25 protein-coding genes and 1 pseudogene are annotated in these 24,568 nt (G+C 61.3%); 12 read left to right on the top strand and 14 right to left on the bottom strand.

The genetic code is table 11. From position 1 onward, the window contains the following. Window positions 1-373: 373 nt before the first annotated feature. A complete protein-coding gene (locus tag VSR82_RS32130; RefSeq protein WP_368585706.1) occupies window positions 374-652 on the bottom strand; it encodes a hypothetical protein in 279 nt (92 codons plus the stop codon). Window positions 653-954: 302 nt separating this feature from the next. Continuing rightward, complete coding sequence (locus VSR82_RS32125; RefSeq protein ID WP_429462799.1) at window positions 955-2,136, bottom strand: TIGR03118 family protein; 1,182 nt, start codon at window positions 2,134-2,136, stop codon at window positions 955-957. Window positions 2,137-2,226: 90 nt separating this feature from the next. Between VSR82_RS32125 and VSR82_RS32120 the strand changes: the two are divergent. The 5 genes and pseudogenes from VSR82_RS32120 to VSR82_RS32100 all read left to right on the top strand — a co-directional run. Continuing rightward, window positions 2,227-2,439, top strand: a pseudogene (locus VSR82_RS32120) (hypothetical protein); the annotation flags it as partial. 81 nt (window positions 2,440-2,520) lie between these two features. After that, window positions 2,521-3,261, top strand: coding sequence for an ATP-binding cassette domain-containing protein (locus tag VSR82_RS32115; protein WP_410852543.1), 741 nt, complete (start codon window positions 2,521-2,523; stop codon window positions 3,259-3,261). A gap of 55 nt (window positions 3,262-3,316) precedes the next feature. Further along, a complete protein-coding gene (locus VSR82_RS32110; protein ID WP_368585709.1) occupies window positions 3,317-4,312 on the top strand; it encodes an ABC transporter permease in 996 nt (331 codons plus the stop codon). Window positions 4,313-4,429: 117 nt separating this feature from the next. Continuing rightward, the gene (locus VSR82_RS32105; protein ID WP_429462800.1) at window positions 4,430-5,422 is read left to right on the top strand and encodes a sugar-binding protein; all 993 of its coding nucleotides are present in this window, start codon (window positions 4,430-4,432) and stop codon (window positions 5,420-5,422) included. Between the two features lie 160 nt (window positions 5,423-5,582). After that, entirely contained in the window at window positions 5,583-6,122 is a 540-nt protein-coding gene (locus VSR82_RS32100) for an SRPBCC family protein (RefSeq protein ID WP_429462801.1), read from the top strand. Between the two features lie 39 nt (window positions 6,123-6,161). Here the strand turns inward: VSR82_RS32100 and VSR82_RS32095 are convergent, their stop codons facing one another. The 10 genes from VSR82_RS32095 to VSR82_RS32050 all read right to left on the bottom strand — a co-directional run bounded on the left by VSR82_RS32095 (window position 6,162) and on the right by VSR82_RS32050 (window position 16,648). After that, the gene (locus VSR82_RS32095; protein ID WP_498858380.1) at window positions 6,162-7,262 is read right to left on the bottom strand and encodes a hypothetical protein; all 1,101 of its coding nucleotides are present in this window, start codon (window positions 7,260-7,262) and stop codon (window positions 6,162-6,164) included. 77 nt (window positions 7,263-7,339) lie between these two features. Further along, window positions 7,340-7,987, bottom strand: a complete 648-nt coding sequence (locus VSR82_RS32090; RefSeq protein WP_368585713.1) for a hypothetical protein — start codon at window positions 7,985-7,987, stop codon at window positions 7,340-7,342. A 54-nt stretch (window positions 7,988-8,041) separates the two neighbouring features. Continuing rightward, complete coding sequence (locus tag VSR82_RS32085) at window positions 8,042-8,860, bottom strand: hypothetical protein (protein ID WP_429462803.1); 819 nt, start codon at window positions 8,858-8,860, stop codon at window positions 8,042-8,044. Window positions 8,861-8,941: 81 nt separating this feature from the next. Continuing rightward, window positions 8,942-9,577 (bottom strand): hypothetical protein, encoded by a 636-nt coding sequence (locus VSR82_RS32080; RefSeq protein ID WP_429462804.1) that lies wholly within the window; start codon window positions 9,575-9,577, stop codon window positions 8,942-8,944. 295 nt (window positions 9,578-9,872) lie between these two features. After that, window positions 9,873-10,628: a FadR/GntR family transcriptional regulator gene (locus VSR82_RS32075; RefSeq protein WP_410851528.1), complete on the bottom strand. Its 756-nt coding sequence runs from the start codon at window positions 10,626-10,628 to the stop codon at window positions 9,873-9,875. 34 nt (window positions 10,629-10,662) lie between these two features. Next, window positions 10,663-12,183 carry an arabinosylfuranosidase ArfA gene (gene arfA / locus VSR82_RS32070; RefSeq protein ID WP_429462805.1) on the bottom strand — a complete coding sequence of 507 codons (1,521 nt, stop codon included), beginning with the start codon at window positions 12,181-12,183 and terminating at the stop codon, window positions 10,663-10,665. Between the two features lie 115 nt (window positions 12,184-12,298). Further along, a complete protein-coding gene (locus VSR82_RS32065; RefSeq protein ID WP_368585718.1) occupies window positions 12,299-13,633 on the bottom strand; it encodes an extracellular solute-binding protein in 1,335 nt (444 codons plus the stop codon). 132 nt (window positions 13,634-13,765) lie between these two features. Continuing rightward, window positions 13,766-14,653 (bottom strand): carbohydrate ABC transporter permease, encoded by an 888-nt coding sequence (locus VSR82_RS32060; protein ID WP_368585719.1) that lies wholly within the window; start codon window positions 14,651-14,653, stop codon window positions 13,766-13,768. Continuing rightward, on the bottom strand, window positions 14,650-15,576 hold the full coding sequence (locus VSR82_RS32055; protein WP_498858379.1) for a carbohydrate ABC transporter permease: 927 nt from the start codon (window positions 15,574-15,576) through the stop codon (window positions 14,650-14,652). The genes VSR82_RS32060 and VSR82_RS32055 overlap by 4 nt, the downstream gene beginning before the upstream one ends. After that, window positions 15,566-16,648: an ABC transporter ATP-binding protein gene (locus VSR82_RS32050; protein WP_429462807.1), complete on the bottom strand. Its 1,083-nt coding sequence runs from the start codon at window positions 16,646-16,648 to the stop codon at window positions 15,566-15,568. The genes VSR82_RS32055 and VSR82_RS32050 overlap by 11 nt, the downstream gene beginning before the upstream one ends. Before the next feature lie 322 nt (window positions 16,649-16,970). On the opposite strand from VSR82_RS32050, the gene VSR82_RS32045 reads away from it, so the two are divergent. The 6 genes from VSR82_RS32045 (at window position 16,971) to VSR82_RS32020 (ending at window position 22,233) form a co-directional block, all read left to right on the top strand. After that, window positions 16,971-17,927 (top strand): AraC family transcriptional regulator, encoded by a 957-nt coding sequence (locus tag VSR82_RS32045; RefSeq protein ID WP_368585722.1) that lies wholly within the window; start codon window positions 16,971-16,973, stop codon window positions 17,925-17,927. A 411-nt stretch (window positions 17,928-18,338) separates the two neighbouring features. Continuing rightward, on the top strand, window positions 18,339-18,974 hold the full coding sequence (locus VSR82_RS32040; protein WP_429462808.1) for a nitroreductase family protein: 636 nt from the start codon (window positions 18,339-18,341) through the stop codon (window positions 18,972-18,974). A gap of 119 nt (window positions 18,975-19,093) precedes the next feature. Next, the gene (locus VSR82_RS32035) at window positions 19,094-19,639 is read left to right on the top strand and encodes a carboxymuconolactone decarboxylase family protein (RefSeq protein WP_368585724.1); all 546 of its coding nucleotides are present in this window, start codon (window positions 19,094-19,096) and stop codon (window positions 19,637-19,639) included. Between the two features lie 65 nt (window positions 19,640-19,704). Beyond that, window positions 19,705-20,622 (top strand): NADP-dependent oxidoreductase, encoded by a 918-nt coding sequence (locus tag VSR82_RS32030; RefSeq protein WP_429462809.1) that lies wholly within the window; start codon window positions 19,705-19,707, stop codon window positions 20,620-20,622. Between the two features lie 81 nt (window positions 20,623-20,703). Then, on the top strand, window positions 20,704-21,177 hold the full coding sequence (locus tag VSR82_RS32025; RefSeq protein ID WP_498858378.1) for a DUF3788 domain-containing protein: 474 nt from the start codon (window positions 20,704-20,706) through the stop codon (window positions 21,175-21,177). A 138-nt stretch (window positions 21,178-21,315) separates the two neighbouring features. After that, window positions 21,316-22,233: an NADP-dependent oxidoreductase gene (locus VSR82_RS32020; RefSeq protein ID WP_429463642.1), complete on the top strand. Its 918-nt coding sequence runs from the start codon at window positions 21,316-21,318 to the stop codon at window positions 22,231-22,233. A gap of 70 nt (window positions 22,234-22,303) precedes the next feature. Here VSR82_RS32020 and VSR82_RS32015 read toward each other — a convergent pair whose 3' ends face one another. Continuing rightward, window positions 22,304-22,936 (bottom strand): LysE family translocator, encoded by a 633-nt coding sequence (locus tag VSR82_RS32015; RefSeq protein WP_368585727.1) that lies wholly within the window; start codon window positions 22,934-22,936, stop codon window positions 22,304-22,306. 14 nt (window positions 22,937-22,950) lie between these two features. Continuing rightward, on the bottom strand, window positions 22,951-23,703 hold the full coding sequence (locus VSR82_RS32010) for a sulfite exporter TauE/SafE family protein (protein WP_368585728.1): 753 nt from the start codon (window positions 23,701-23,703) through the stop codon (window positions 22,951-22,953). Between the two features lie 363 nt (window positions 23,704-24,066). Here VSR82_RS32010 and VSR82_RS32005 point away from each other — a divergent pair, with 363 nt between their 5' ends. After that, complete coding sequence (locus tag VSR82_RS32005) at window positions 24,067-24,474, top strand: OsmC family protein (RefSeq protein WP_429462811.1); 408 nt, start codon at window positions 24,067-24,069, stop codon at window positions 24,472-24,474. Window positions 24,475-24,568: the final 94 nt, after the last annotated feature.

Genomic DNA, 24,568 nt, shown 5'->3' with positions numbered 1-24,568 from the left:
GAGTGCGCACTGGATCACTTCGCGCTGTGCTTTTGAACCGTTTTCTCGGGCTTCTGATGACGCATAGTTGCGCAAGAAGACCAAGAGTAGAAGTGCGATTTCTGGAATCATTGATGCATGGACGTTATCAATGCCCATGCATCGACCGGTTGAATCGCCAACGCATAGCGGCCTTTGGCACTCGGCCAATGACCGTAATGGCCGAGCTGCTGCCTCTGATCCGCCCTCATGAATGACCGGACCACCTCGTTATTTGTGGCTGAATTCCCAACGTCGCGACCGGCGGCAATGCTACGAAGACAAGTTATAGCGACAACTGGGCAGTGCTCCCATTTTTGATGGGCGGTTTTCATCGATAGAAATGTGCCGGTGCCTAGTTGCGTGCGCCGTGACCGCCGCTGTGGCCCCCGCCCTGCTCGAACTGAGTGCTGCGACCGTGGAACCCATGGTGAAAGCCGTCGCCATGGTCAAAGTCGTGGAAGCGGCGGACACCGCCGCCAAGGAATACGCATGGCTGGCCGCGAGACGGACAGCCGGCATAGAACTCACACGGATAAGCCGGATACGCCGCGCACGTGTTGTAATAACCTGGATCCGCGGCGCAATCTATCGCGCCGAGCAGCAGCACGGCAAAGAGAAACTTGGCCTTCATGAGGCAAACCTGCCATACCCCGTTCTCTCAATACTCGCCACCGCTATTCACAGCCGTTGGCATGGTGGCGTCGTCACCCGATGGCATATATTGCGTGACAGGTGGCGCGTTTTGCGTGTCGGTGCCGCTGTTATGGTCCTGGATGGCCTATCCGCAGCGGCTGCATCGATGCAATGAATAAAGTGTAGACCATTCGATCCAGTGGATTGCCTTCGGGCACCACGGATCAATAACAGCCGGTCGCGTCTGGTGAGTCCCGCGACCGGCTGAGATGAGGTCCTTCGTCTCGAACTTGAATATCGTCAATGGTCAGCGACTCGCTCCCTGGAGCCTCTTACCGGAGCGATGATCCCGAAAAGTCCATTGGTCTCCTTGTTAGGACCGGCCGAGAAGTACAGCGTGTCCGGGCTCGAATTGCGGCCGCCACCGAGTGTCAGAGTCCACAGACCGTCGATTGCCAGTGGATTGCCGAACTCATTCTCCAACTGATCGACGAAAGCGCCGTCATTGCCGAAGACATTGATTCGACCATCGCCGAAGTTGCCAATGAGAATCTTGCCGCTGAAGCGGCCGAACGCAAACGATGCACGGGCGATCCCCCATGGCGAGTCGAGCGTCCCTCGGCTTGCAAAGCGACGCAGCAGGTGGCCGTCGGTATCGAATACGTCGACGAATCCACGACCGCGTCCTGCATCGTCGTCGTGCTTCTCTTTGTTCTGCTTTGCGTAGGTGACGAAAAGATCCCCATCGATATTCGCGATACCGAACGGGGCATAGCCGGCAGGGATGTTCGGGTCGACGAAGCCGCCGTCGGTCGTCGCAGCCGTGAACTGGCCGTCTGAACCGTTCGGCCCAAATACATCGATCCGACCCGAACGGAAGTTCGTCGCAAACAGGAATCCGCCTTGCGCATTGACTCCGAAGACGAGCCCCTTGTAGACAGCCCCGCTGTCCGCGGAGGGATTGGAAGAGTTATCGACCGCGATCACGGCGTTATTCGGCGGATTCAACCCACCGGCCCAAGCGGAAATCGTGCCATCTTCAGTTGCGAAGATGAACACGGCCGGGATCTTGGTGCCTGGCACGAGAAACGCAGACGAGGGATTCCACACAATCCCGGTTGGCGCCGCGGGCGTGGGATTCGGTGGCGACTTGGGAAGGACGGGATGACAGGCGCCGCCCGGTATGACGTTGCCTGGCAGCGGGATCGCGACCTGCAGCGTCGTCACCTTGGTCCCCGCGCCGTCATATAGCGTGGAGCAGCCGGTGGCATTGTCGTTGATCCAGAATGGACTTCCTGCCGGACTAAAGGCAATACCCCAGGCGTTCTGCAGGACACCGTCGACTTTCGGGGCTGCGCCTGCCACGTTGGACACGAGCGGTGTGACGACATAGGCGTCATCAGCAGCGGCATACCCGATTGTGAAACCGGCGGCGAGCGCGATCGCAGCCGCCGCTTTGAGACCACGCGAGATCTGAGACATAGCTACCCTCCTCGTCACTGGCGAGACATCGCCGCAAGCTAAACGACCGCAGGAGTTCGAATATTCCCGCTCTACACGAAGAATTCCGAGCGGTGCGAAAGTCCGCACTGGATGCGCCACACTCACGCGACGCATGCGCCGGGAGGCGGCACGGAACTGAGCATCGTGCTGGACAACCTGCGGCACCCTTCAGCGTCGACAACGACGATCTATCTGCATAGCGATGAAGTGAAGCGGGCACGACAAATGAGCGAGTTCGGCAGGTGGCTAAAGTGCCTTGCTAAAACCCCCATCGTGCACTAAAAAACATCTACCTAGCTCGTATGTCTACTGGCCGCCCAGCCAATGCAGTGGGCGCCTCCACCTCAGCGAACGCGACAGTCTATGAGTCTTCTTGAGCTCAGAGGCGTTTCCAGACATTTCGGCGCCATTCAGGCCCTGATCGACGTGACGCTCAGCCTGGAGCCGGGCGAGGTGGTCGGCCTCATGGGCGATAACGGGGCCGGCAAATCGACATTGGTGAAGGTGGTCGCCGGTAACTTTCCGCCTTCGCACGGTGAAATGCTCATCGATGGAAAGCCCGTGCATTTCACCAAACCGATCGACGCCCGCGCGCGCGGCATCGAGGTCGTCTATCAGGACCTCGCGCTTTGCGACAATCTGACCGCAGCCGCCAACGTCTTTCTTGGCCGCGAACTGCGGATCGGGTTCGGACCTGTCCGCGTGCTCGATCACGCGACCATGTATCGGCGTGCGGGTGATCTGTTCAAGCAACTGAAGTCCGAGACGCGCCCGCGCGACCTCGTCAGGCAAATGTCGGGCGGGCAGCGGCAAGCGGTGGCCATCGCCCGCACACGCCTCTCTGAAGCGAGGCTCGTCCTCATGGACGAGCCGACCGCCGCGATCAGCGTCCGCCAGGTCGCCGAGGTGCTCGATCTCATCAAACGCCTGTCCGAACACGGCATCGCCGTCATCCTCATCAGCCACCGCATGCCCGACGTATTCGCCGTCGCCCACCGGGTGGTTGTCATGCGGCGCGGGCGCAAGGTCGCGGACAAGAAAACCGAGGAGTCCTCCCCGGAAGAGGTGACTGGTCTCATCACCGGCGCCATCGCCGCTGCCTGAAACTGCCTTGCATCGGAGCCCCACTTTGAACGACGCGTCGCGAAGGCCCCCCACAATGCCGCCATTGCTCGATGATCCACAGTCCGCGAGGACGCATACTCGCTGGTCGGGACTACTCGCAAGCCAGGTGTTCTGGGTCGTGCTGGCAACGATCGTCGCCTGTATCGCCCTGTCGATTGCGACCTCGACCTTCGCGACTTCCGAGAATCTGTTCAACGTTACGCGAAACTTCGCCTTCGTCGCCATCGTGGCGCTAGGAATGATGGCGGTGATCGTCACGGGCGGCATCGACATTTCGGTCGGCTCGACCATCGGCATCAGCGGTATCGTGCTCTCGGTCGTCATGAACGCGGGCTACCCGATCTGGGCCGGCATCGGCATGGGACTGTTGACCGCCGGGCTGGTCGGCCTCGTCAACGGCCTGCTCATCGCCTATCTCGGCATGCAGCCTTTCGTCGTGACGCTCGCGATGCTGAGCGTCGGCCGCAGCCTCGCACTCGTGATTTCCCGCAGCCGGACCATTTTCGATTTCGGCCCCGACGGCAGCAAACTCCTCACGCTCGGCGGCGGCGCGACGCTCGGCGTCGCCAATCCGGTGTGGTTCCTGATCCTGCTTGGGCTGTTGTTCTGGTTCGCGTTCGGCTGGACGCGCTGGGGCCGCTACGTCTTCGCGATCGGCGGCAACCGTCATGCGGCGACTCTCACCGGCGTACCGGTGCGCCGCATCGTTTGTAGCGTCTACGTGCTCTGTGGCCTCATGGCGGGCGTCGCGGCGATTCTCGAAGTCGGCTGGCTAGGCGCAGTCACGACCGGCCTCGGTACCGGCGACGAGCTGCGCGTGATCGCGGCCACCGTGGTCGGTGGCACCAATCTGATCGGCGGGGTTGGCAGCGCTTTCGGCACGATCGTCGGCGCGGCGCTCATCGAGGTCATCCGCAACAGCCTGATCCTGCTCGGCGTCGACGCGTTCTGGCAGGGCACTGTCGTCGGCAGCTTCATTGTCGTCGCGGTGCTCTTCAACCGGCTCGGTGGCGAGCGGCAAGGGGATTGAAATGTCTGTGGACGCACCGGCCGCTTCCGGACCGGTGCCGCGGGAGGCGGGACGCGTTACGAAGACTGTGTAAGCCGACATGGGTACCGCAGAGCCGGCGCCCAACAGGAGGAAGCCATGAAAAAACTGTTGATGTGTCTTGCTGCGGCTGGAGGACTCGCGATGCTGGCGTCCCCGGGCTTTGCGGCCGATAAGACCCTTGCGCTGGTCGTGAAGGGTCTCGACAACCCGTACTTCGACCTGATGCATCAGGGATGCGAACGGGCGAACAAGGAACTCAACAAGCAAGGCTACAACTGTTATTACACCGGTCCCGCGACCGCGGCCGACGAGAGCGCGCAAGTGCAGATCATCGACGACCTGCTGACCAAGGGCGTCGCGAGCATGGCGATCTCGCCCGCGAACGCGCCGGCCGTGGCGGAGGTGCTGCGCCGCCGCGGCGGATCGGTCCCGGTCATCACCGCGGATGCCGACTTGCTGCCGAAGGATGCGTCACTGCGCAAAAGCTATGTCGGCACCGACAACTACGAGCTGGGCGCCAAGCTCGGCGAGCAGCTGAAGATGCTGATGCCGAAAGGCGGCAATGTCTGCCTCGTGATGGGCAATCCGGCTGCGGAGAACATCAACCAGCGGGCCCAGGGCGCGCGCGATGTGCTCTCCGGGAAGAAGGGCATCGCGAAGCTCGCTGGCGAGAACGGGTGGCATGAGATCAGTGGCTGTCCGCTCTACGTGAACGACGACGCCGCGAAGGCGAATCAGATGATGCAGGACACGCTGACCGCCAACCCCACGGGTCTCGACGCCTTTCTACTGGCGGGCGGCTGGCCGCTCTTTGCTCCGCAGGCCTTTTCGCAGGTCGTCGCCCCAATCATGGACAAGATCAAGAACGGCAAATTCGTGATCGTCTCGGCTGACACGCTCGGGCCCGAACTGCAGGCGCTCAAGGACCGCAAGGTGAATGTGCTCGTCGGTCAGCGGCCCGAGGAAATGGGCTACCGCGCCGCGATGGTCATGCGCGACCTCGCGCAAGGGAAGTCCGTGCCTCCGGTCATTCACACCGGACTCGACGTCTGCACGTGGAAGAACGCCGACACTTGCCTGAAGCATTGAAAGCCGGCGACCACGGCGACGACGAAGCGGCTGAAAATGTGGGATTGCGCAGCCAGTTCGTCTGGATAGCAAGTAGTAAGCCCCGATCGTGCCTTGATTGTAAGTTGCGCCGTTGACGCCAGATCCTATCGGCGCACGGAGCATACTTCGCGAGTCCCGGATGAAATGGCCATCGAAATGGATGAGCGCGCTCCTGGCAGTCATCGTGGTCGCTGCACTGCTTGCCGTCCCGTTGCCTGGGTCGGTCAATCTTACGACGAGGATTGCCACCGTGACCTCGATCGAGCGACCGGATGCGGTGGTTTTCGACTACGTAACGACACCTGCTCACTGGCCCAGCTGGCACCCGTCTTCGCTATCGGTAAGAGGGGCGGTCGACCACTCGTTAAACGTCGGTGAACAGGTTGCTGAAGAATTCCGCGTGGCGGGTCGCCGGGGAAGCGTCCTGTGGACCGTTTCCGTACGGGACCGTCCGCACAAATGGGCCATTGTCGGCACGATAGACGGGAAGCCTGCAGGCACAGTGAGCTACGCGTTGACGCCCGTAGCGTCAGGAACACGATTCGTGCGCGAGTTCGTGTACCGCGCGCCGACACTATGGTTTGCGGTGTTGAATGTCCTGTTCGTTCGAACGCGAATCCAGCAGGAGTCCGACGAGGCAGTCGCGCGACTTAAGAAAGCGTTGGAAACAATGCCGTAGCCCGGATTTTTCCGAATCTTTTTGTTCGCACACATTCCACTACAGAACCTGGAAGGCGGCGAATGCGCCGCCCGCGAACACTTGCTGGGAGAAGATCTGCCAGATGCCGCCCACTCGCACGCCAATCATGCACATGTATTGGAGTGGATTCGCGCCAGCGCCGGGCACCGGGTAGCCGTTTGGAAAGCCGGGGATGTTGCTGTGCCCTGCGCCATACACCATGAAAGGAGCGGCACCTGCATGATTCGCGAAATCGCCGGCGCCAACGTTAGCATTCATTCCGCAGAGCTGCTGGGCCATGGTCGGGCCGACATGCGGGTTCGGATGTCCCGGGATGCTGGGCGAAATATGAGCGCCATAGATCACCCCTCCCACGTCCTTCATGCAAAAACTGCAGCCGGTAAACTGCGTCGTGACCATCACGTCGGAGCCATCGAGACGTGTACCGTCGATGGCGCCAAAGCTGGCAGCACCCGGCGGTGGCCCCGGATTTACCACGATTCCTCTACCGGGGACGGCAGTCCAGTGCACGGCGCGCACGCTTGCTGCGGAAAAGCCATACGCGCCTGCAGGAACCGGAAAGCCCGCGACGGGCACGAACATGTAGCGATCCTGGGCCGCGTCGTAGGTGAAGTAAAAGTTCACGAGATTGCGGTCTAGCGCATCCGGCGCATAGGCCGTCGAACCACGAACCATGATCTTGTTGTCCGTGAGAAACTGCAGCGGCGCAGCCGGGATAACCGTCGTCAGCAGATTTCTGCTGCCGTGGTCGCGCGCATGATGTGCATCCTCTACTATCCTGGCCTTCTGCAACAGACGGCGATACTCAGCTGCCAACAATCCGGCACCGAGCGTCGTGGCCCGATTTGCAAGCGGGTTGTTTCCAATGGCATGCCACAGGAGATAAATGGCGCGTCGCATTTCGCGCTGGGTCTCGTTACCCGCGTTGTGCACATTCTTCATCGACATCCCGTTTGAGAAATTCACGTAGCCGGGTTGATGTGCGTTGGCCGGGGGATAATGATTCTGAATATAGGAAGTGGCCAGAGCGTGCGCGCAGGCGTTCTCGGCGAAGGTTCCGATTGCCGAGGTTTGAATGAATCCAAGCGTGTCGTTGATCCTCACAGTCACGTCTTTCATGGCTATTCCCAAAGTGTCGTGTGCCGCAGCAATGGTCTCGCACCGATCCGTCCGCCCTCATGCATCGCCACGGTGATTCAAACCACGTGAACGAAATCCAGGTACTTGTCCAGGATGTGAAGATGATCGCTCGGCGTCTGGATATCTTCTGTCACGGCGATCATCATCCCGTCCCTACCCTCGCGCTTGAGGTTTTCGCTAACGGCGTCATGATCACTGCCGGTAATGGTCACCTTCGACGACCGCTTGATCCCGATGGTGGGATTCCGCTTGCCGGTATGAAACGCAAACGTGCAGAGATCGGAGGTTGGGCTAGGGGTGAAGACTTTCCCCTTTCGCGCCTGGAAGGCCTGCTGATTGACCAGATCCCCGCTGTGTTTGTTTTTGACGATGACATCGGCGTTGTGGTAGTCGAGCACATAGGTCGCCACGTCCGCGCATCCCACTGCATTCTGAATCTGGCTGATGTTGTGATATTCCTTGCTGCCCACGTTCCAGCCGGCGATGTAAAGCTCGTAGACCCTGTCACCGCCGATCAACGTGACGGCGCGCGCGAACAAAGTGTTTGTGCTGCCGCGCCAGCCCTGGGTTTTATGAACGCCCACGAGCCGGTCGGCGAGTACGCAGATAATCGCAGAACAGGTCGACATCGTGGGAAATGCGAGCGCAGTACCCTCCCCCGTCTGATCATCGTGAATCGACATCACGGTCCTGGTAACCGGCATGACGTTCTCCTCGATTCCCCCTGAATCTTCATCGCCGCGGGGCGGCTCGCTGCGTCAATCAGACTTCTCTTCCGCCTCGATCCAGGCTTTGGTGGGTCTGGTCCGGTTATCCGTCGCCACGACCCCCACGCATTCGAACTTGCTGTTCTCCTGTTCGAGGCAATTCTGCAGATTCTCGGCGTCCGTCGTCTTTGCATCGACCAGCATGCCGGGCGGGATAAAGCCATTCAGATTCTCAACCACCGGTTTCAGGGCTTCATAGACGAGGCTGTAGCGGTTTCCCTTTTTCAAGGCCAGGAAATTTTGCGGACCCAATAGAAAGTTCTTCGCCTGCTGTGATTGCAAGGACATGTTGTGCAGCGCGGCGTGCAGGCAGGCCGCCTGAAAACAGTATGTGACGAACTGCGAGCAGCTGATTCCCTTGCGACTCGAAAGCTTCACGCCCGTGATCCCGCGGTGCCAGGCGCGCACCGCGCGGACCAAAGAGTCGGCAGTCCAGGCTTCATCGGTCTGGTATTGATCTCCACGCCGTCCGAAGGGAACGGTCGCTTTCACGACCTGATTTTTCGTTTCTGCATATTTCACCATCGCAACCACCATGGGATCGTCACTGCGCGTGGCCCATCTTGCGGCGAACCACGCTGCCGCCTGCGCCACGGCGGAACTCTCGTAACGATAGACGAGGTACTTGAAGTCGTCGTCGGTGACTGCCAGCGCACCGACGGACTGCTGCACGACGCCCTGCAGGTTCCCCACGTCCTTGCTGTGGATGACGGTTTTTCCCCCGGCGTCAGCCACCCAGATCAGCGCATGCTTCGCTTCGTCGGCACTGTCGTCGTACTCGATAATGATGTCGCCGGCGGAAAAGTCCATATCTCGATCGGCTGATCAGAGCGGCCGTTGCTGTTGCGGAAATGTGTGCCTGAAATGGGTGCCTGAATTGCAGCGGCACCGTCATCGTATGCAGAGGTCGGCCTTGATCAGAATCGCCGGCTTGATCCCGCCACGCTGGACGATCTGAACCACGGTTGCACGCCCCTGCCCCGCCTCCGACGAATATTCAACGGGTTCCTCCACGACGACACCTTCGCTAGCATCGATACTGTGACGAAAGCGCACCGCCTTGCCTTCCTTGGTGGTGGTCACTTTGAATTTACCGTCACCGATGTCTGTCACGGAATGGGTAATCTGAAATCCTGAGCACGGCGCAGCCGTCCACGGTTTCGTGCCATAGACGAAGACCTGGTATAGAACCATTTCACCCGGGCCGGTTAGGGCGATCTCGGCAGGAAAGCCGTGCTCATCGTTGCTTTTTCCCAAGTATGTCTCCACCTTGCTGGAAACATGAAAACCTCGATTGGCGAAACAACCTGTGGCTTTTAACGGCGCGGATATGAGCTCGTTGCTGTACACCCCCGCGAGATGCATAAGATTGCCATCGGCAGATTCCCAAAGCATCTGCACATCCATTCCACATTTATCCTTCATCACCGTAAGCGGCACGAAGTGGTCAAAACTGTAGTTGCAGGGATAACTGAAGACTGTCTTTGGGATGGTGATGGTCAGCCCAAGTTTGTTGGGTGTAGACATGTCCGCCCCTTCCGCTGAGTACCACACGGCCCGCACTTAAGCCCGGATAAAAGGATAGGTAAACTGCTCCGCCCAATCAACAAGATCAGACGTTTGGGCGTCGGCGGCTGCGAAGGCGGCCAGAAATGCATTTTTCGCCTTCGCAGGCGGCATACGTTCCGCATAACTTATGCTTGTGCCGCCGGAACGAACGACAAGCGTGCGCGTATGCCGGGTCGGAAAAATGTTGCCAGTGCCCCCAAGGCAGCGACGCGTCGCGTTGCGCAAGCGGTATGCGCCGATCCGCCCGAGTCTTTTAGCCCTCGCGCCCCACCACGTCTTTCGGGCTGATCGTGTAGCGCAGCATCCTTTCGCGCGATGCTTCGAGCAGACGCGTCATCGCGGCGGACGCGGCCTCCGGTTCGCGCGCAACGATCCGGCGACGCACCGCGTCATGCAGCTCGATATCTTCGCTCGGCCGCGCCGCCTGCCGCAGCAGCATCTCGGACGACACCCGCAACGCCGCCTTGATCGCACTGCCGATCGTGATGAACATGCCGTTCTGTGACATCGCGATGATCGCCATATGAAATTCGAGCACCGCTTCGCTCACCGCGCGCACATCCGAATGCGCCGACGGCGAAGCATAGGCGCTCGCCAGCTCGCGGTAGCGGCGCTCGATCAGCTGAAGGTCGTCGTCGCTGCCGTGCCGCGCCGCGAGAAAGCTCGCGCGCGGCTCGAAACAGATGCGCATCTCGAAGATGTCCTCGACGATCTTCGAGTCGAATTGCGCATTGAGCCGCCACGCGAGCACATCACGGTCGAGCAGATTCCAGTCCGAGAACGGCAACACGCGCGTGCCGATCTTCGGCGTCACTTCGATCAGGCGCTTGCCGGTGAGCTGTTTGATCGCTTCGCGCACGGTCGTGCGACTCACACGGTACTCGGTGCACAACTCGCTTTCGACAGGGAGCAGATCGCCAGGGCCGAATTCGCCCGAGACGATCCTCATGCCGACGATCCGCGCAACCTGCGCGGTCATCGTCCCTACGACGGGCTCACGCTCGAACATCACCCCTCCTTCGTAGACTTCTCGTGCGAACCACCTAGCCGCGCTTTGCCGCGGTCGTGACGATCACGTTCCACGAGCCCGGCTTCAGGCGCGCCGTCAGTTTTTCGCCATCGACCGAGATCTTTTCGTTGGTCGCAGGCACGACCGTCAACGGCGCTTCGCGCGTATTCACCGCCTTCATGTTCGGGTGGTGAAGTTCGAGCGCGTGATCGAGCGTGCGCTCCACGCCGAGGCCGCGCAATTCGATGCTGAGGTCCATCTCGTCGGTCAGGTGCCGGTTCAACGCGAAGATCGTCGTGGTGCCGCTCGCGCGGTCGTCGACCACGGCGGCGCACAGGTAGGCGATCTCGGGAAAGCTCTCGGCCGCGTAGGCGGGCGATTCGATCACCGGCTTGAGCACGCGGCCGTGACCGAACTTCGACGCCTGCGAGAACGGATAAAAGATCGTCTGCCGCCACGCGGCTCCGCCCGGCTCGGTCATGATCGGTCCGATCACGTTGACGAGTTGCGCAAGGCACGCCGTTTTGACGCGATCCGCGTTGTTCATCATCGTGATCAGTGCGCCGCCGACCACCAGCGCGTCCTCGGCGTTATAGACCTCCTCGATCAGGCGCGGCGCGCTTGGCCAGCCCGGCTTGCGCAGATCGTTGATCGAGCGCGCCTTGTACCAGACATTCCATTCATCGAACGACAGCATGATGCGTTTGCTCGAATGCTTGCGCGCCGCCACGCTGTCCGCAACGGCAACGATCTCCTTGATGAACAGATCCATCACGTCGATGTTGCCGAAGAATTCCGCGGTCGAGTCGTGACGGTTCTCGAAGTACGTGTGCAAGGAGATGAAGTCGACCTGATCGAAGCAGTGTTCGAGCACGCGATCTTCCCACGCTCCATAGGTCGCCATGTCGTGAGTCGACGAGCCGCACGCCGCGAGTTGAATGGTGGGATCGACCGCGCGCATCAGCTTGGCGGTTTCGAGCGCGACGCGACCGTACTCGTCGGCGGTCTTGCGGCCGATTTGCCAGGGGCCGTCCATCTCGTTGCCGAGACACCAGAACTTGATGTCGTGCGGCTTCGCGTAACCATGTTCGTGGCGCAAGTCCGACAGCGCGGTGCCGCCGGGATGATTGCAGTACTCGACGAAATGGCGGGCTTCGTCCGGTCCACGCGTGCCGAGATTGACCCCGTACATGGGCTCGATATCGAGCTCGCGGCACCAGTCGATGAATTCGTTGGTGCCGAACTGATTGGTCTCGACCGAATACCATGCGAGATCGAGCCGCTTGGGCCGCTGCGCCTTCGGGCCGACACCGTCTTCCCAGTTATAGCCCGACAGGAAGTTGCCGCCGGGATAACGGACGATCGTCGGCCCGAGTTCGCGCGTGAGCGCCATCACGTCTTTTCGATAGCCACGCTCATCCGCGTCGGGGTGATCCGGCTCATAGATGCCGGTATAGACGCAGCGGCCCATATGTTCGACGAAAGTACCGAACACGCGCCGGTCAAGGTCAGCGACGACGAAATCCCGGTCGACGACAAGGCGGGAGGTAATCATTGTGATAGGTCCTGTGGTGAGGTCGCCTGCGCGTGCCGCCCGATGCGGCACGCCGGCTTGTGAGCTCGAATGGGTTCGGCGAGGTTCCGTTGAGTTCGGGACAGGCGTGCGGCCACTACCTGGACAGCAGCTTGTTGACGCGGTCTTGCGCATCCTGTTCGACGGCGGCGATCGGCTTGCCTGAGGTCAACATGTTGCTGACCTCGCTGCCGACGATCTCCTGAATCGCGAACTGACGCGGCACCGTGTTCGGCAGCGCATAGCCGATGGACGAGATCTCCTTGATGTCCGCGCGATGCGGCAACGCGTTGAACGCCGCGCTATCGATGACCGACTGCCGCGCCGGCAGATGCCCCGTGCGGGCCCAGTCGGCGTCGTGGTCGTAGAGGAACTTGAGGAACACGAACGCGGCGTGGCGGCTCTTGTCATCCTTCGCGCCGCCCTTGAGCATCACCCATGAGTGGCCATCGGCCCACACCGCTTTCTTCTGGAACAGGTTCGGGAACGGCACGACCTCATAGCCGTTGTTGGCGAGCGGCGAATCGGTTTTCTTCGACAGGTTGGTCAAGTCCTCGATCACCCATGTGCCGCAGATCAGCACACCCGCTTTGCCGTTCATGAACGCCTGATTCGCTGCACCGTAGTCGAGGTTCGGGGTGATGTCGCCCGCCTTCATCAGCCCATCCAGCAATTGCAGTGCGTTGGTCACGGGCTTGACGCGCGGATCGATTTTTGTCGGGCCCGACGGAAAGAGCGTGCCGTTCTGCTGATAGACCATCGTGTACAACGAACGCGTCTGCGCGGCGCTCTCGTTGGCGATCGGCATTGTGATGTACGGCAGACCGGTCTTGTCCTTGAACTGTTTCGCCTGCTTGAGCAGTTCGTCGGGCGTGGTCGGCAGGATCGGCTTGCCGCTCGCGTCGACGAGACCCGCCTTCCTGAACAGATTGATGTTGATATGCCAGAGCCACGAATGCGTGTCGAACGGCAACGCGTAGGTCTTGTCGTCGAACGTGACGCCGCGGCGCGCGTGATCCGTGAAGTCCTTCGTATCAATCCCCACCGACTTGAACCCGACGTCGAGCGGTTCGACGAGCTTGCGCTTCACATAGTCGCCGAGCACGGCTTCGTGCATGACCGAGATCGTCGGTACGTCGTGACTCAGAATGCGCGCGTCGATCTGCGTATAGTAAGGAGACCATTCGATGATCTGCGGCTTGACGACGATATCTTCCTTGTTCGTCGCATTGAACTCATTGACCAGCGTCGTGATGATTCCGCACTCACCCGCGGCCTTGCTCACGTCGTTCACATTGCCGTATTCAGCGTCGCAGGCGCCGAAAAAGCGCGACAGCGTAATTTCGGTTTTGGCCTGAGCGGGAGCCGCGAGGCCCGCCGTCAGGCTCAGCAAGGCAAGCAAAAGCGCACCGCGTACGAGCGATCTCTTCATGGTTGTCTCCTGTCGAATACTCGATGAGCCGCGTATTTCCGATCGACAGCGCGCGGCCGCTATGGATTACCGGCGTGACCGGTTCTTTTCAAGCAAGGCGCCGATGCCGGGAAACATCGGTGTGCCAGCGGTTCAGCGCACCGTGGTGCCCGCCACGGCGGCCACGATGTACTTCTGGAAAAACAGGTACAGCACGAAGATCGGCAGGCCGGCGAACACGGCTTGCGCCATCAGATAGCCAATGCCCTCGGACTGCGCGAAATTGCCTTGCGTCGACGCGAGGCCGATCGTCAACGTATACATCTCCGGCTTCGATGCCGACACGAGCGGCCACAGGTAGTCGTTCCACGCGCTGAGGAAGGTGAAGATCGCAAGCGTCGCCTGTGCCGGAATCGACAGCGGCAGCACGATGCGCCAGAACACCTTGAAGCGCGACGCGTTGTCGAGCAGCGCGGCTTCCTCGATTTCGACGGGGACGGCCTTGAAGTACTGGGTCATCAGGTACACGCCGAACGGTGACGCGAGCCTCGGCATGATCAGTGCGCCATAGGTGTTGTGCCAGTCGAGCGACGCGAACAGGCTATGCAGCGGAATCACGAGCGCCTGCTCGGGAACCGCGAGCCCGGCGAGGCAGATCACGTATACCCAGCGCTTGCCTGGGAACGTCGTGCGCGCGAAGCCGTAGCCGGCCAGCGACGCGATGACGAGCGTCAGCAGCGTCTGGCCCAGCGCGACGATCGCGCTGTTGATCAACCAGCCGCCGACGGCTGACGTACCGATGATGCTGGCGTAGTTCTGCAGCGTGAACGGTGGCGAGAACAGCACATCGGTATGCTGCTCCAGGAAGGCGTTCGGCTTGAACGACAGCGCGAACACCCAGACCAGCGGCGCGATCCAGACGAGCGCGAGCAGCACCACGGCGCCGAGCATCACGCGTTCGCCGAGACGGCCGGCCAACGACCCGCGCGAACGTTCGGGCCCAGCTGGATTCGAAGCGGACTGCATTGCGGCGGTACTCATGCGGGGTCCTTTCTGCGTACGATCCATGACTGCACGGCGATACCCAGCAGCATCAGTGCGAACAGCACCTGGGCCGCGGCAGCCGAATAGCCGAACAACCATTGGCGGAAGCCGGATTCGTAAATGAACTGGACGAGTGGTCGCGATGCATTGTTCGGTCCGCCGCCGGTCAGCAATTGCGCCTGACCGAACAGCTGGAACTGGAACACTGCTTCGATCACCGCAACCAGCGCAACGGTGCGCCGGATCGACGGCAGCGTGATCGCTACGAAGGTGCGCCAACGGCTCGCGTTATCGAGCGCAGCCGCTTCGTATAGCTCCTGTGGGATCTGCTGGAGCGCGGCAAGAAACAGCATCATCGGCAGGCCCACGATCCACCATACGGTGACGATCGCGATCATCGGCAGCGCCGTGGCTTCATGGACGAGCGGCACGTACTCGGGGATGTTGAGCGCGCGGCTGACATCGGCGAGCAGCCCATGGCCCGGCATCAATACCAGCTTCCAGACGAGCGTGACGATCGTCACCGACAGCACCGACGACCCGAAGAATATCGCACGCAGCGCGGCGCAAAATCGGCCCGGCCGATTGAGCACGAGCGCGAGCGCAAGACCGAGCGCGACGAACATCGGCACGGTCATGAACACGAAGTAGAACGTGTTGCGCACGGCGCCGCGAAAGATCGGATCGGACGCGAGGTCGAGATAGTTCTTCAGGCCGATGAACTCGGACGTGTCGCCGAGCAGATCGACGTTCTGCAAGCTCAGCCACCAGCCGTACACGAGCGGCACCACCAGCAACAGCACGTAGACGATCACGAACGGCAACACGAACAGCCCGTTCGACCAGGACGCGAGGGGATAGTTGAAACGGCGCCGCCGCGCTTTCGGCAGACCGGCCGTCAGCGGGCGATCAGCCGCCATGATGCGCGCTCCCGCTGGCGTCGAACAGGTGCAGATGGGCAGTATCGAGACTCATACGAAGCGGGTCGCCGGGCTGCAATTCGTACTCGCGCGGAATCTCGATGACGATCAGCTGATTGCTCGCCAGACTCACGTGCGCGAGCGAACGGTCGCCGAGCCGCTCGATGAATTCGGCGCGCCCATTGAGCGCGCCGGCGGCGTCGATCACCACATGCTCGGCGCGGATGCCGAGCGTGAGTTGGCCCGGCGGCAATCTGCCGGCGGCGATCGTGGTCGGCAGCACGACGTTGTCGACCGGCAGGCGCACGCACAAACGGCCGCCGTTTTCGCCGGCCGGTTCGACATCGATGAAGTTCATTGCTGGTGCGCCGATGAAGCCGGCCACGAAGCGCGTCGCCGGACGCCGGTAGATATCGAGCGGCGCGCCGATCTGCTCGATGCGGCCGCGGTTCATCACGACGATGCGTGTGGCGAGCGTCATCGCTTCGATCTGATCGTGTGTGACGAAGACCATCGTCGAGCTGAGGCGCCGATGGATCCGCGCCAGTTCGACCCGGGTACGCGTGCGCAACGCCGCATCGAGGTTCGACAACGGCTCATCGAACAGGAACGCTTCCGGTTCCTTGACCACCGCGCGGCCAATCGCGACCCGCTGACGCTGACCACCCGACAGTTGCGCGGGGCGGCGCTTGAGCAGCGCATCGAGTTCGAGCATGCGGGCGGCCTCGGTAATGCGCCGGTTGATCTCGCTCGCGACGACGCCCGAGTTGCGCAAGCCGAACGCCATGTTGTCGTAGACCGTCATGTGCGGATAGAGCGCGTAGTGCTGAAACACCATCGCGACGTCGCGCCTGGCCGGCGGCAGGTGCGTGACCTCGCGGCCACCGATGCTGATCTGGCCTTCGCTGACGGCCTCCAGCCCGGCGATCATGCGCAGCAGCGTCGACTTGCCGCAACCGGACGGGCCGAGAAAGACGAGGAATTCGCCTTCATGGATGTTCAGGTCGAGACCGGTGATCACTTCCGTCTCGCCATACCGCTTTGTCACGCCGTTGAGCTGAATGCCCGTCACCGTGCCTCCTTGGGTTATGTCCCGGAACTGCCGTCTCTTTCTGTATTTGTCTGCTTTGATATTATGAAAATATAGTAATTTCGAACGGTTTGATTCGTCCAATCCCTATTTCGATATTGATCTGTTCGGATTTGGTATCGGGATATGCTTATTGAATTGCCCATGCAATACGCAATTCGAAAGGAGAACTTGCCGTCCATGCGGCCGCGCTACCTACGCCAAAAAGAAGCACGAGGATCGTAAATGATGATCTGAATGCGTTTTGCGAAGTCGTTGGAGAGATAACTGTCCGCGACGCCGTCCCGAGGCCTAACGGAGTTCTATGTCCCAGATCGACTGGCTCAGCCACCTGCTGCAAATGATCACCGTCACCGGCCGGCTGGAGGTTCGCTGCGTCTACGGTGCGCCATGGCGCGTGGCCTGGGACCAGTCCGCGGCGCATGAGATTCCTTACCACGTCGTGCTCAAAGGCCGGGCAGTGATCGAGGATCCTGAGACACAGACGGCCACGGAGCTGGTAGCCGGCGATATCGTGCTGCTGCCTCACGGGTCGGCGCATGTGCTGCACGATGGCAGCGGACACACGCCCGGGCCTACTTGCGAACGCCATGATTCCGCCGGTTTGATGTTCAGCGAGAACAACGGCCAGGGCGAGCATCTGGACATGCTGTGCGGGCGTTTTCTCATCGGGCCGCCTCATGATCGGCTGATACGCAATTACCTGCCGACGAATCTGGTGGTACGGACCATGGAAAGTCATGGTGAAACGCGTATCGGGTCTGCTTCGAACCACCTGGCCAATTTCGTGGCACTGATGCGCGAAGAGTCCACGGGCGACAAGGTCGGTGGCTACGCGGTCCTCAACGCCCTTTCCTCGGCGCTTTTCACACTGGTATTGCGCGAGGCGAGCGAATCCGAACACGCGCCGGCCGGCCTGTTGGCGCTGGCCGGCCATCCACGATTGGCGCCAGCCATTTCAGCCATGTTCGCCGATCCGGCGCGGCCCTGGAACCTGCCTGAGCTAGCCGACTTATGCAGCATGTCACGCGCCACCTTCATGCGGCACTTTCAGGACACGCTGGGGCGCTCGGCCCTCGAGCTGCTGACCGAGATCCGGATGAGTCTGGCTGCCAACGAATTGAAGAAGCCGATGATGACCACGGAGGCCGTGGCCGAGTCGGTGGGGTATCAATCCGTATCGTCATTCCGCCGTGTGTTCACCGAGAGGATGGGCATGACGCCGGGTCAATGGCGCCGTATCGCCCGCAACGGTCAGTAACGGCAAGTCGCGGCCACGAATCGTCGCTTCGCGTTCTGTGTGCGACCCGATGAGGCGTTAGACGGGTCGGCGCCGCCGCTCATTCGCGCGAGCGACCCTCGACGCGTCCGTCCATACCTGCAGCCCGCAAACCTCGATCTCGACGAGACGAGATGCGCCGTGTCGACTTGATCCTTTTGGACATTTTATTGAGTAAATCCAGTCTCGAAAGCGGCATCGAGCAGGCCTAAAGTGAAGGCTCCCAAACCAAATGTATCAACGGCACCGACGTCGACTTCCCGCCGCTCGAGTAAGCCGCCTTGCCGCGCGCAAGGCTATCGGCTCGCCAGCAAGTTGGAATTACCGGATGGCTGGGCATAGAGCGAAAGCATCCGTGTACCTGAATCTATCCATCTACACACAGGACTTCTCATGAAAAACGAAATCACCATGACCAATCCCGTCATCGAATGCATCCTGAGCCGCAGCGCGGCCAAGTATTACGACCCCGCCGCGACCCTGAGCGACGACCAGATCCGCGAACTGGTACGAATCGGCACCAGTGCGCCGACATCTTTTCACTTGCAGAACTGGCGCTTCATCGCCGTACGCACGCCCGAAGCCAAGGCCCGGCTGAGTCCAATTGCGTGGAACCAGCCCGCGATCAAAGATGCAGCGGTTACTTTCATCGTCTGCGGCCAGCTGGTCGAAACCAGTGTGATACCCGAGCGTCTGGCACCACTGGTGGAAGCGGGCGTGATGCCGGCAACCATGGTGCCGGAGTGGGAAATCCCGGCGCGCAATCTGTACATGGCGTACCCGCAGCGACGGCGAGACGAAGCTGTACGCACCGCCACTTTCGGCGCGGCGGCGATGATCTATGCGGCCCGCTCGATGGGCCTGGGTTCGACGCCGATGATCGGCTTCGATGACGAAGCCGTGCACCGCGAGTTCGGACTGGCCGAGGACGAAGTGCCGGTCCTGCTGTTGTCCGTAGGAGCGGAGCGTCAGGGAAACTGGGCGCAAAAGCCGCGTCGTCCTGTGGCCGACGTATTGGATCTGGTATAGGCGCGGACCGAGCCGCCTCGAGTACAAACAGGGACCACGGCGCGAAGCAAATCAATGAGCGGTCCTCGCACGGACCTTTGCCGATCAGTAAAACCAGCAACTTGATAAGGACGACTACGATGCCAAGAACTACTGCTCTAACGCCGCAACAGGTACCTGCGGATTCCAGGCCGACGCTCGACGCGTTCACCAGAAACATCGGCTTCACCCCGAACATGATGGCGAGCTTCGCGCAAAGCCCGATCGCATTCAACGCATGGGCCACCCTGCTCGGTTCGCTGAGCAAGGCGCTCGACGTGAAGACGCGTGACAGCATCGGCCTCGCGGTCTCTGAAGTGAACGGCTGCAACTACTGCCTGACGGTTCACAGCTTTACGGCCGAACACATGGCAAAGCTGTCGGCCGATGAAATCATTCTCGCCCGCAGGGGCCACGCCGCGGATCCGAAGCGCGACGCCGCTGTCCAGTTTGCGCGCAAGGTCATCGAGGCCCGCGGCAAGGTCAGCGACGCCGATCTGCAAGCCGTCCGCGATGCCGGCTACACGGACGCGAACGTGATGGAGATCGTCGCGCTGGTGGCCATGTACTCGCTGACGAACTTCTTCAACAACGTGTTCGATCCCGAGAAGGACTTTCCCTCGGTTACGCCGGCCGGTTCGATCTGAACGCTAATCCCCCGTTTGCCAGCGCATTCGAACATGACGATAGACCACTCACAAGGAGATGGACGATGAAGGCGATCATTGTGACGGACCAGGCCGCGGGAACGGCCGGGATGCAGCTGATGGACCGGCCTGAGCCGGAGGCAGCGATAAACGACGTCGTCGTTCGGGTTCATGCTTCCGGATTCACCGGGGATGAGCTGACGTGGCCCTCGACCTGGACCGATCGCGGCGGCCGTGACCGGACGCCGGTGATTCCCGGGCAAGAGCTGGCTGGAGTGGTCAGCGCGCTGGGCTATGGCACGACGGGGCTGTCGGTGGGACAGCGGGTGTTCGGCATCACGGACTCGCATCGCAGCGGCACGCTGGCCGAGTACGTGGCAGTCGAGGCACGCAATCTCGCGCCGCTGCCGGGCGACGTCGACTACACGGTAGGCGCGAGCGTGGCGATGCCGGGCCTGACCGCGTGGCAGGGGCTGTTCGATCACGGTCGCATCCAGGCGGGACAGAGCGTCCTCGTGCACGGTGCGGCAGGCGCTGTCGGCTCGATGGTCACCCAGCTCGCACGTGAGGCCGGCGCCTACGTCATCGGCACCGGACGCGCAGCCCACCGGCAGGCGGCGCTTGACTACGGCGCGCAGGAATTCGTCGACCTCGAGAACGACGTCCTCGAAGACGTCGGATCGATAGATCTGGTTTTCGATGTCTTCGGTGGCGATATCGCGAAGCGGTCGGCTGGCCTGATTCGAGCCCGCGGAACGCTAGTGACCATTGCTGGCCCGACCGATGCACGTCCCGCCGACGGTCTGGCGATCGACTTCGTCGTCGTGCCTGAGCGCGCCCAACTGACCGGGATCATCGATCGTGTGCGTGACGGACGGCTGCGCGCGAACATCGGCAACGTCTCGACTCTCGACGACGCCGTCGCCACCTTCAATGGACCCAGGCGGACCCACGGGAAGACGGTTATCCGCGTTCGCCCATGATGGGTCCACGAGAAATAGTAAGCCCCGACATCCGTACCGGCGCATCAGCATTCCACCGATGAAGCGAAAGAGGAAAGCAATATGAAGCAGGCCCCCCAGATCGGCGACAGGATCACCGACAAATCAGCACCACCCGATGAGCGCATTGTCCGGAACTGGATCGGGCCGGACGCGTTCGAGCATTGGTCCGAGTTGCAGAGCTGGATCGCGGCATCCTACCCGGGTGTTTTCACGCCGGATTGGCTCTATGGCGGCAAGAAACGCGGTTGGTCGCTGCGCTACAAGAACACCAGGGCGTTCTGCACGTTGCAGCCGGCATACGGGCTGTTTTCGGTTCAGGTGGTACTGGGGCGAGCAGAGCGAGAGAAGTTCGAGGAGCGGCGTTATCTCTGGAGCCCGCAGTTGGTCAAGCTCTACGATGAAGCCCGAGCATACCCCGACGGGAAATGGTTGACCGTTGCGATCTCATCCGCGGAGGTTCGCCATGAGGTGATCGAGCTTGTGAGTATGAAGCGCCCTCCACTATCAGGCGGTTCGATGTCGCGCAAGTTCTAAAACCCGCGCCCACACTTTCGGCCTCGATTGCATCGACGTTAAGTGGCCACGAGCCCAACGCATCGAGCCGGGCGAGCGCGGTCTCGAGTGAGCCAATGGCCAGGGGCAGGCGGGCCGATCTTAAAGGAGATAGTTCTCGTGAAGGCAATCACTGTGACGGATCAAGCGGCGGGAACGGCCGCGATGAAACTGTCCGAGCGGCCCGAACCGGCGGCGGCGATAAACGACGTTGTTGTTCGGGTTCACGCGTCGGGATTCGTCGGGACCGAGATGGCGTGGCCCTCGACTTGGACCGATCGCGGCGACCGTGATCGAACACCTTCGATCCCCGGCCACGAGCTGGCCGGAGTAGTCACCGCTCTCGGCTATGGCACGACCGGGTTGTCAGTCGGACAGCGAGTGTTCGGCCTCGCAGACTGGTATCGAGACGGCTCCCTCGCTGAATATGTGGCGATCGAGGCCCGCAACCTTGTGCCACTGCCGGGCGATGTCGACTTCACAGTCGGCGCGAGCCTGCCGATCTCGGGACTGACCGCATGGCAAGGTCTGTTCCAGCACGGGCGCCTTCAGGCGGGTCAGCGCGTTCTCGCGCACGGTGCGGCCGGCGCGGTCGGGACGATGGTGACTCAACTCGCGCGAGAGGCCGGCGCTTACGTCATCGGCACGGGACGCGCCGCTGACCGTCAGAAGGCGATCGAGTTCGGCGCGCAGGAGTTTGTCGACCTCGACCGCGGCAGGTTGGAAGATGTGGGCGGAGTCGATCTGGTGTTCGATGTCATCGGCGGCGACATCGGGAAACGGTCCGCGGGTCTGGTTCGAGCCGGCGGAACGCTCGTGTCCGTGGTCGGGCCAGCCGAGGCGCGACCGGCCAATGGTCTCGCGGTCGACTTCGTTGTCGAGTCCGATCGTGCGCAACTGAACGAGATCGTCCAGCGCATACGGGATGGACGACTGCGGACGAACATCGGCAAGATCGCGACTCTCGACGAAGCCGTCGCCGCTTTCAATCCGACTGAGCGGATCAGCGGGAAGACGATCATCCAGGTTCGTCCATGAGAAGTCGCGGAAGGTCGAGCGGCGCTGCTCTGCACCTTGCCCCGCCATTCGTGCGCGCGGAACAGGAAGGTTACCGGCGGGCTTCCGTTGCCATGCGGACTGCAAGGCCTGCTAGCACTGTGCCCATCAACCAGCGTTGAAGCGTAATCCACGTCGGGCGGCTCGCGAGAAATCCGGCAATCGAACCAGCCATGGTCGCAATGGCTGCATTCACGCAGACGCTGATCAGGATCTGCGTTGCACCCAGGGCGAGTGATTGATGAAATACGCTGCCGTGCGACGGATCAATGAATTGAGGCAATAGCGACAGGTAAAGCACGGCGATTTTGGGGTTCAGCAGATTGGTGGTGAACCCCATCAGGAACAGTTTGCGGCGGCTGTCCACGGGAAGATCGCGGACCTGAAATGGTGAGCGTCCGCCGGGCTTGACTGCTTGCCACGCAAGATAGAGCAGATACATCGCGCCGCCAAAGCGGAGGGCATCGTAGGCGTAAGGTATAGCGAGAACCAGAGCGGTGATGCCGAATGCCGCACACAGCATGTAGAACACGAAACCAAGGGCGACGCCAGCCAGGGAGATAAGTCCAGCTTGACGACCTTGGCAGATGGAGCGTGAAATCAGATAAACCATATTCGGTCCGGGTGTAAGCACCATGCCGAGTGCAACGAGACCGAATGAAAGGAAATGACTTAGATTGGGCATCGAAAACTCCAAAGTTACGCGTATCGAAGGCGGCGAATTTTCATCCGTGATTTTCCACTAGCTTTGCGGGTTTCCGCCAGCACATGTTTGGCAAGACTCAAGAGAACGGATGCAGCGCCAGTTCGAGACCCAAGACGATGAGAAATAGGAGAAAGCAACGGCGGAAAGTTTTTTGGACTGATTTTCTGCCGCACGATCGAGCCCAACCACATTCCAGCGAGAGCAGGAACGACAGCCAGCAGCGACAAGCCGAGCTGATCGATCCTGAACGCGCCGTGGGCGAAGAGCCCTGCTGCGAGAGCAACCGTGGAGAGGGTGAACGAAAGGCCAAGAGCCTGCACAAGCTCGTCTTTTTGAAGACCCAATGACTGCACATAAGGCACGGCGGGAATCGTGAAGACGCCGGTGGCGCCGGTCAGCAAGCCGGTAGTCATGCCGATGACGGGCGAAAGCCAGGACTCGCGCCGTTGCGGGACCGAAAGTGTCGGCAAGAACAGCGCATAGGCCGCGTAGGCGATCAGCGCACGTCCCAGCGCACGTCCCGACCAGACGGGGTCAACGAATACCAGCAGTCGCGTGCCTAGGACGGTACCGATCACGATGCAGAGCATCATGGCCCATAGGCGTCGCGTGAGGCGGAGTATGTCTCGTCCGACTAGGATCTGCCACACGTTGGTCACGAACGACGGAATGATCAGGATGGCCGCCGCCGTAAGCGGCGACATGATGGCTCCGAGCACGCCCATGGCAACTGTGGGCAGGCCCATTCCGGTCACGCCTTTAACCTATCCGCGCCGATGCAAAGCCTGCTGGCGCATCTCGGTGGCGGACCGCAGACCGTAGCTGGCGCAAGGCCGGCTCATCGGCTTCGCGCGTTCACTGAGAGCAAGCTGCGCAGCTTCATCGAGCAAATACGCATCGCGAGGATCGATTCGCCGCGTGGTCACACGGCGGCAGACGACGCTCGGCGCGATGCCGCCTGAAAGCGTACGGCCCGCGCCCAGCGCCACCTCGTTGAGGGTGGCACAATCGTTCCCGCCAGCGCCGGCTCCCGCACGCAGCCGGCGATATTGAACGCGTCCACTGCAATCGACCACCGCTGCGGTGGCGCCCAGTTCCCAGGAGTTACCATGCCGCTCGCCACCGCCTCCGCACGGCTCGCCGCCGATGCCCCCAACTACCTCGTGGCCCTCAAAGCCGGCCGCCATGCGCTCGCTGGCGACGAGGGCCCGCACGAAGGCGGTCAGGATCGCGGGCCTGCCCCTTTCGAATTCGTGCTTGCGGGTCTCGCCGCGTGCACGTCGGCAACGCTGCGCATGTACATGCAGCGCAAAGGCTGGCCCGACGGCAGCATCGATGTGACCACGACTCTGCACGCCGATCAAGAGCGCAACCAGTACATCCGTCGCACCGTCGACGTTGATGCGCCGCTCGACGCCGCACAACGGGCCCGACTCGCGGAGATCTGCGAAAAGACGCCCGTCACGCTCTTCATCAAGCGCGGCACGCGCATTGACACCACGATGATCGAGCGGTGAAGAGTGGACGAACGGGTACTGCCGGTCAGTTCCCGTCATTGCTCTCATATGCTCGATGCGCTTCGGCAACTGACGTTTGCCTCTCAGTGTTGTC

This window comes from Burkholderia sp. JPY481 (genome assembly GCF_038900515.1).
Lineage (GTDB): Bacteria > Pseudomonadota > Gammaproteobacteria > Burkholderiales > Burkholderiaceae > Paraburkholderia > Paraburkholderia youngii.
This window is presented reverse-complemented; position numbering and strand designations above follow the sequence as displayed.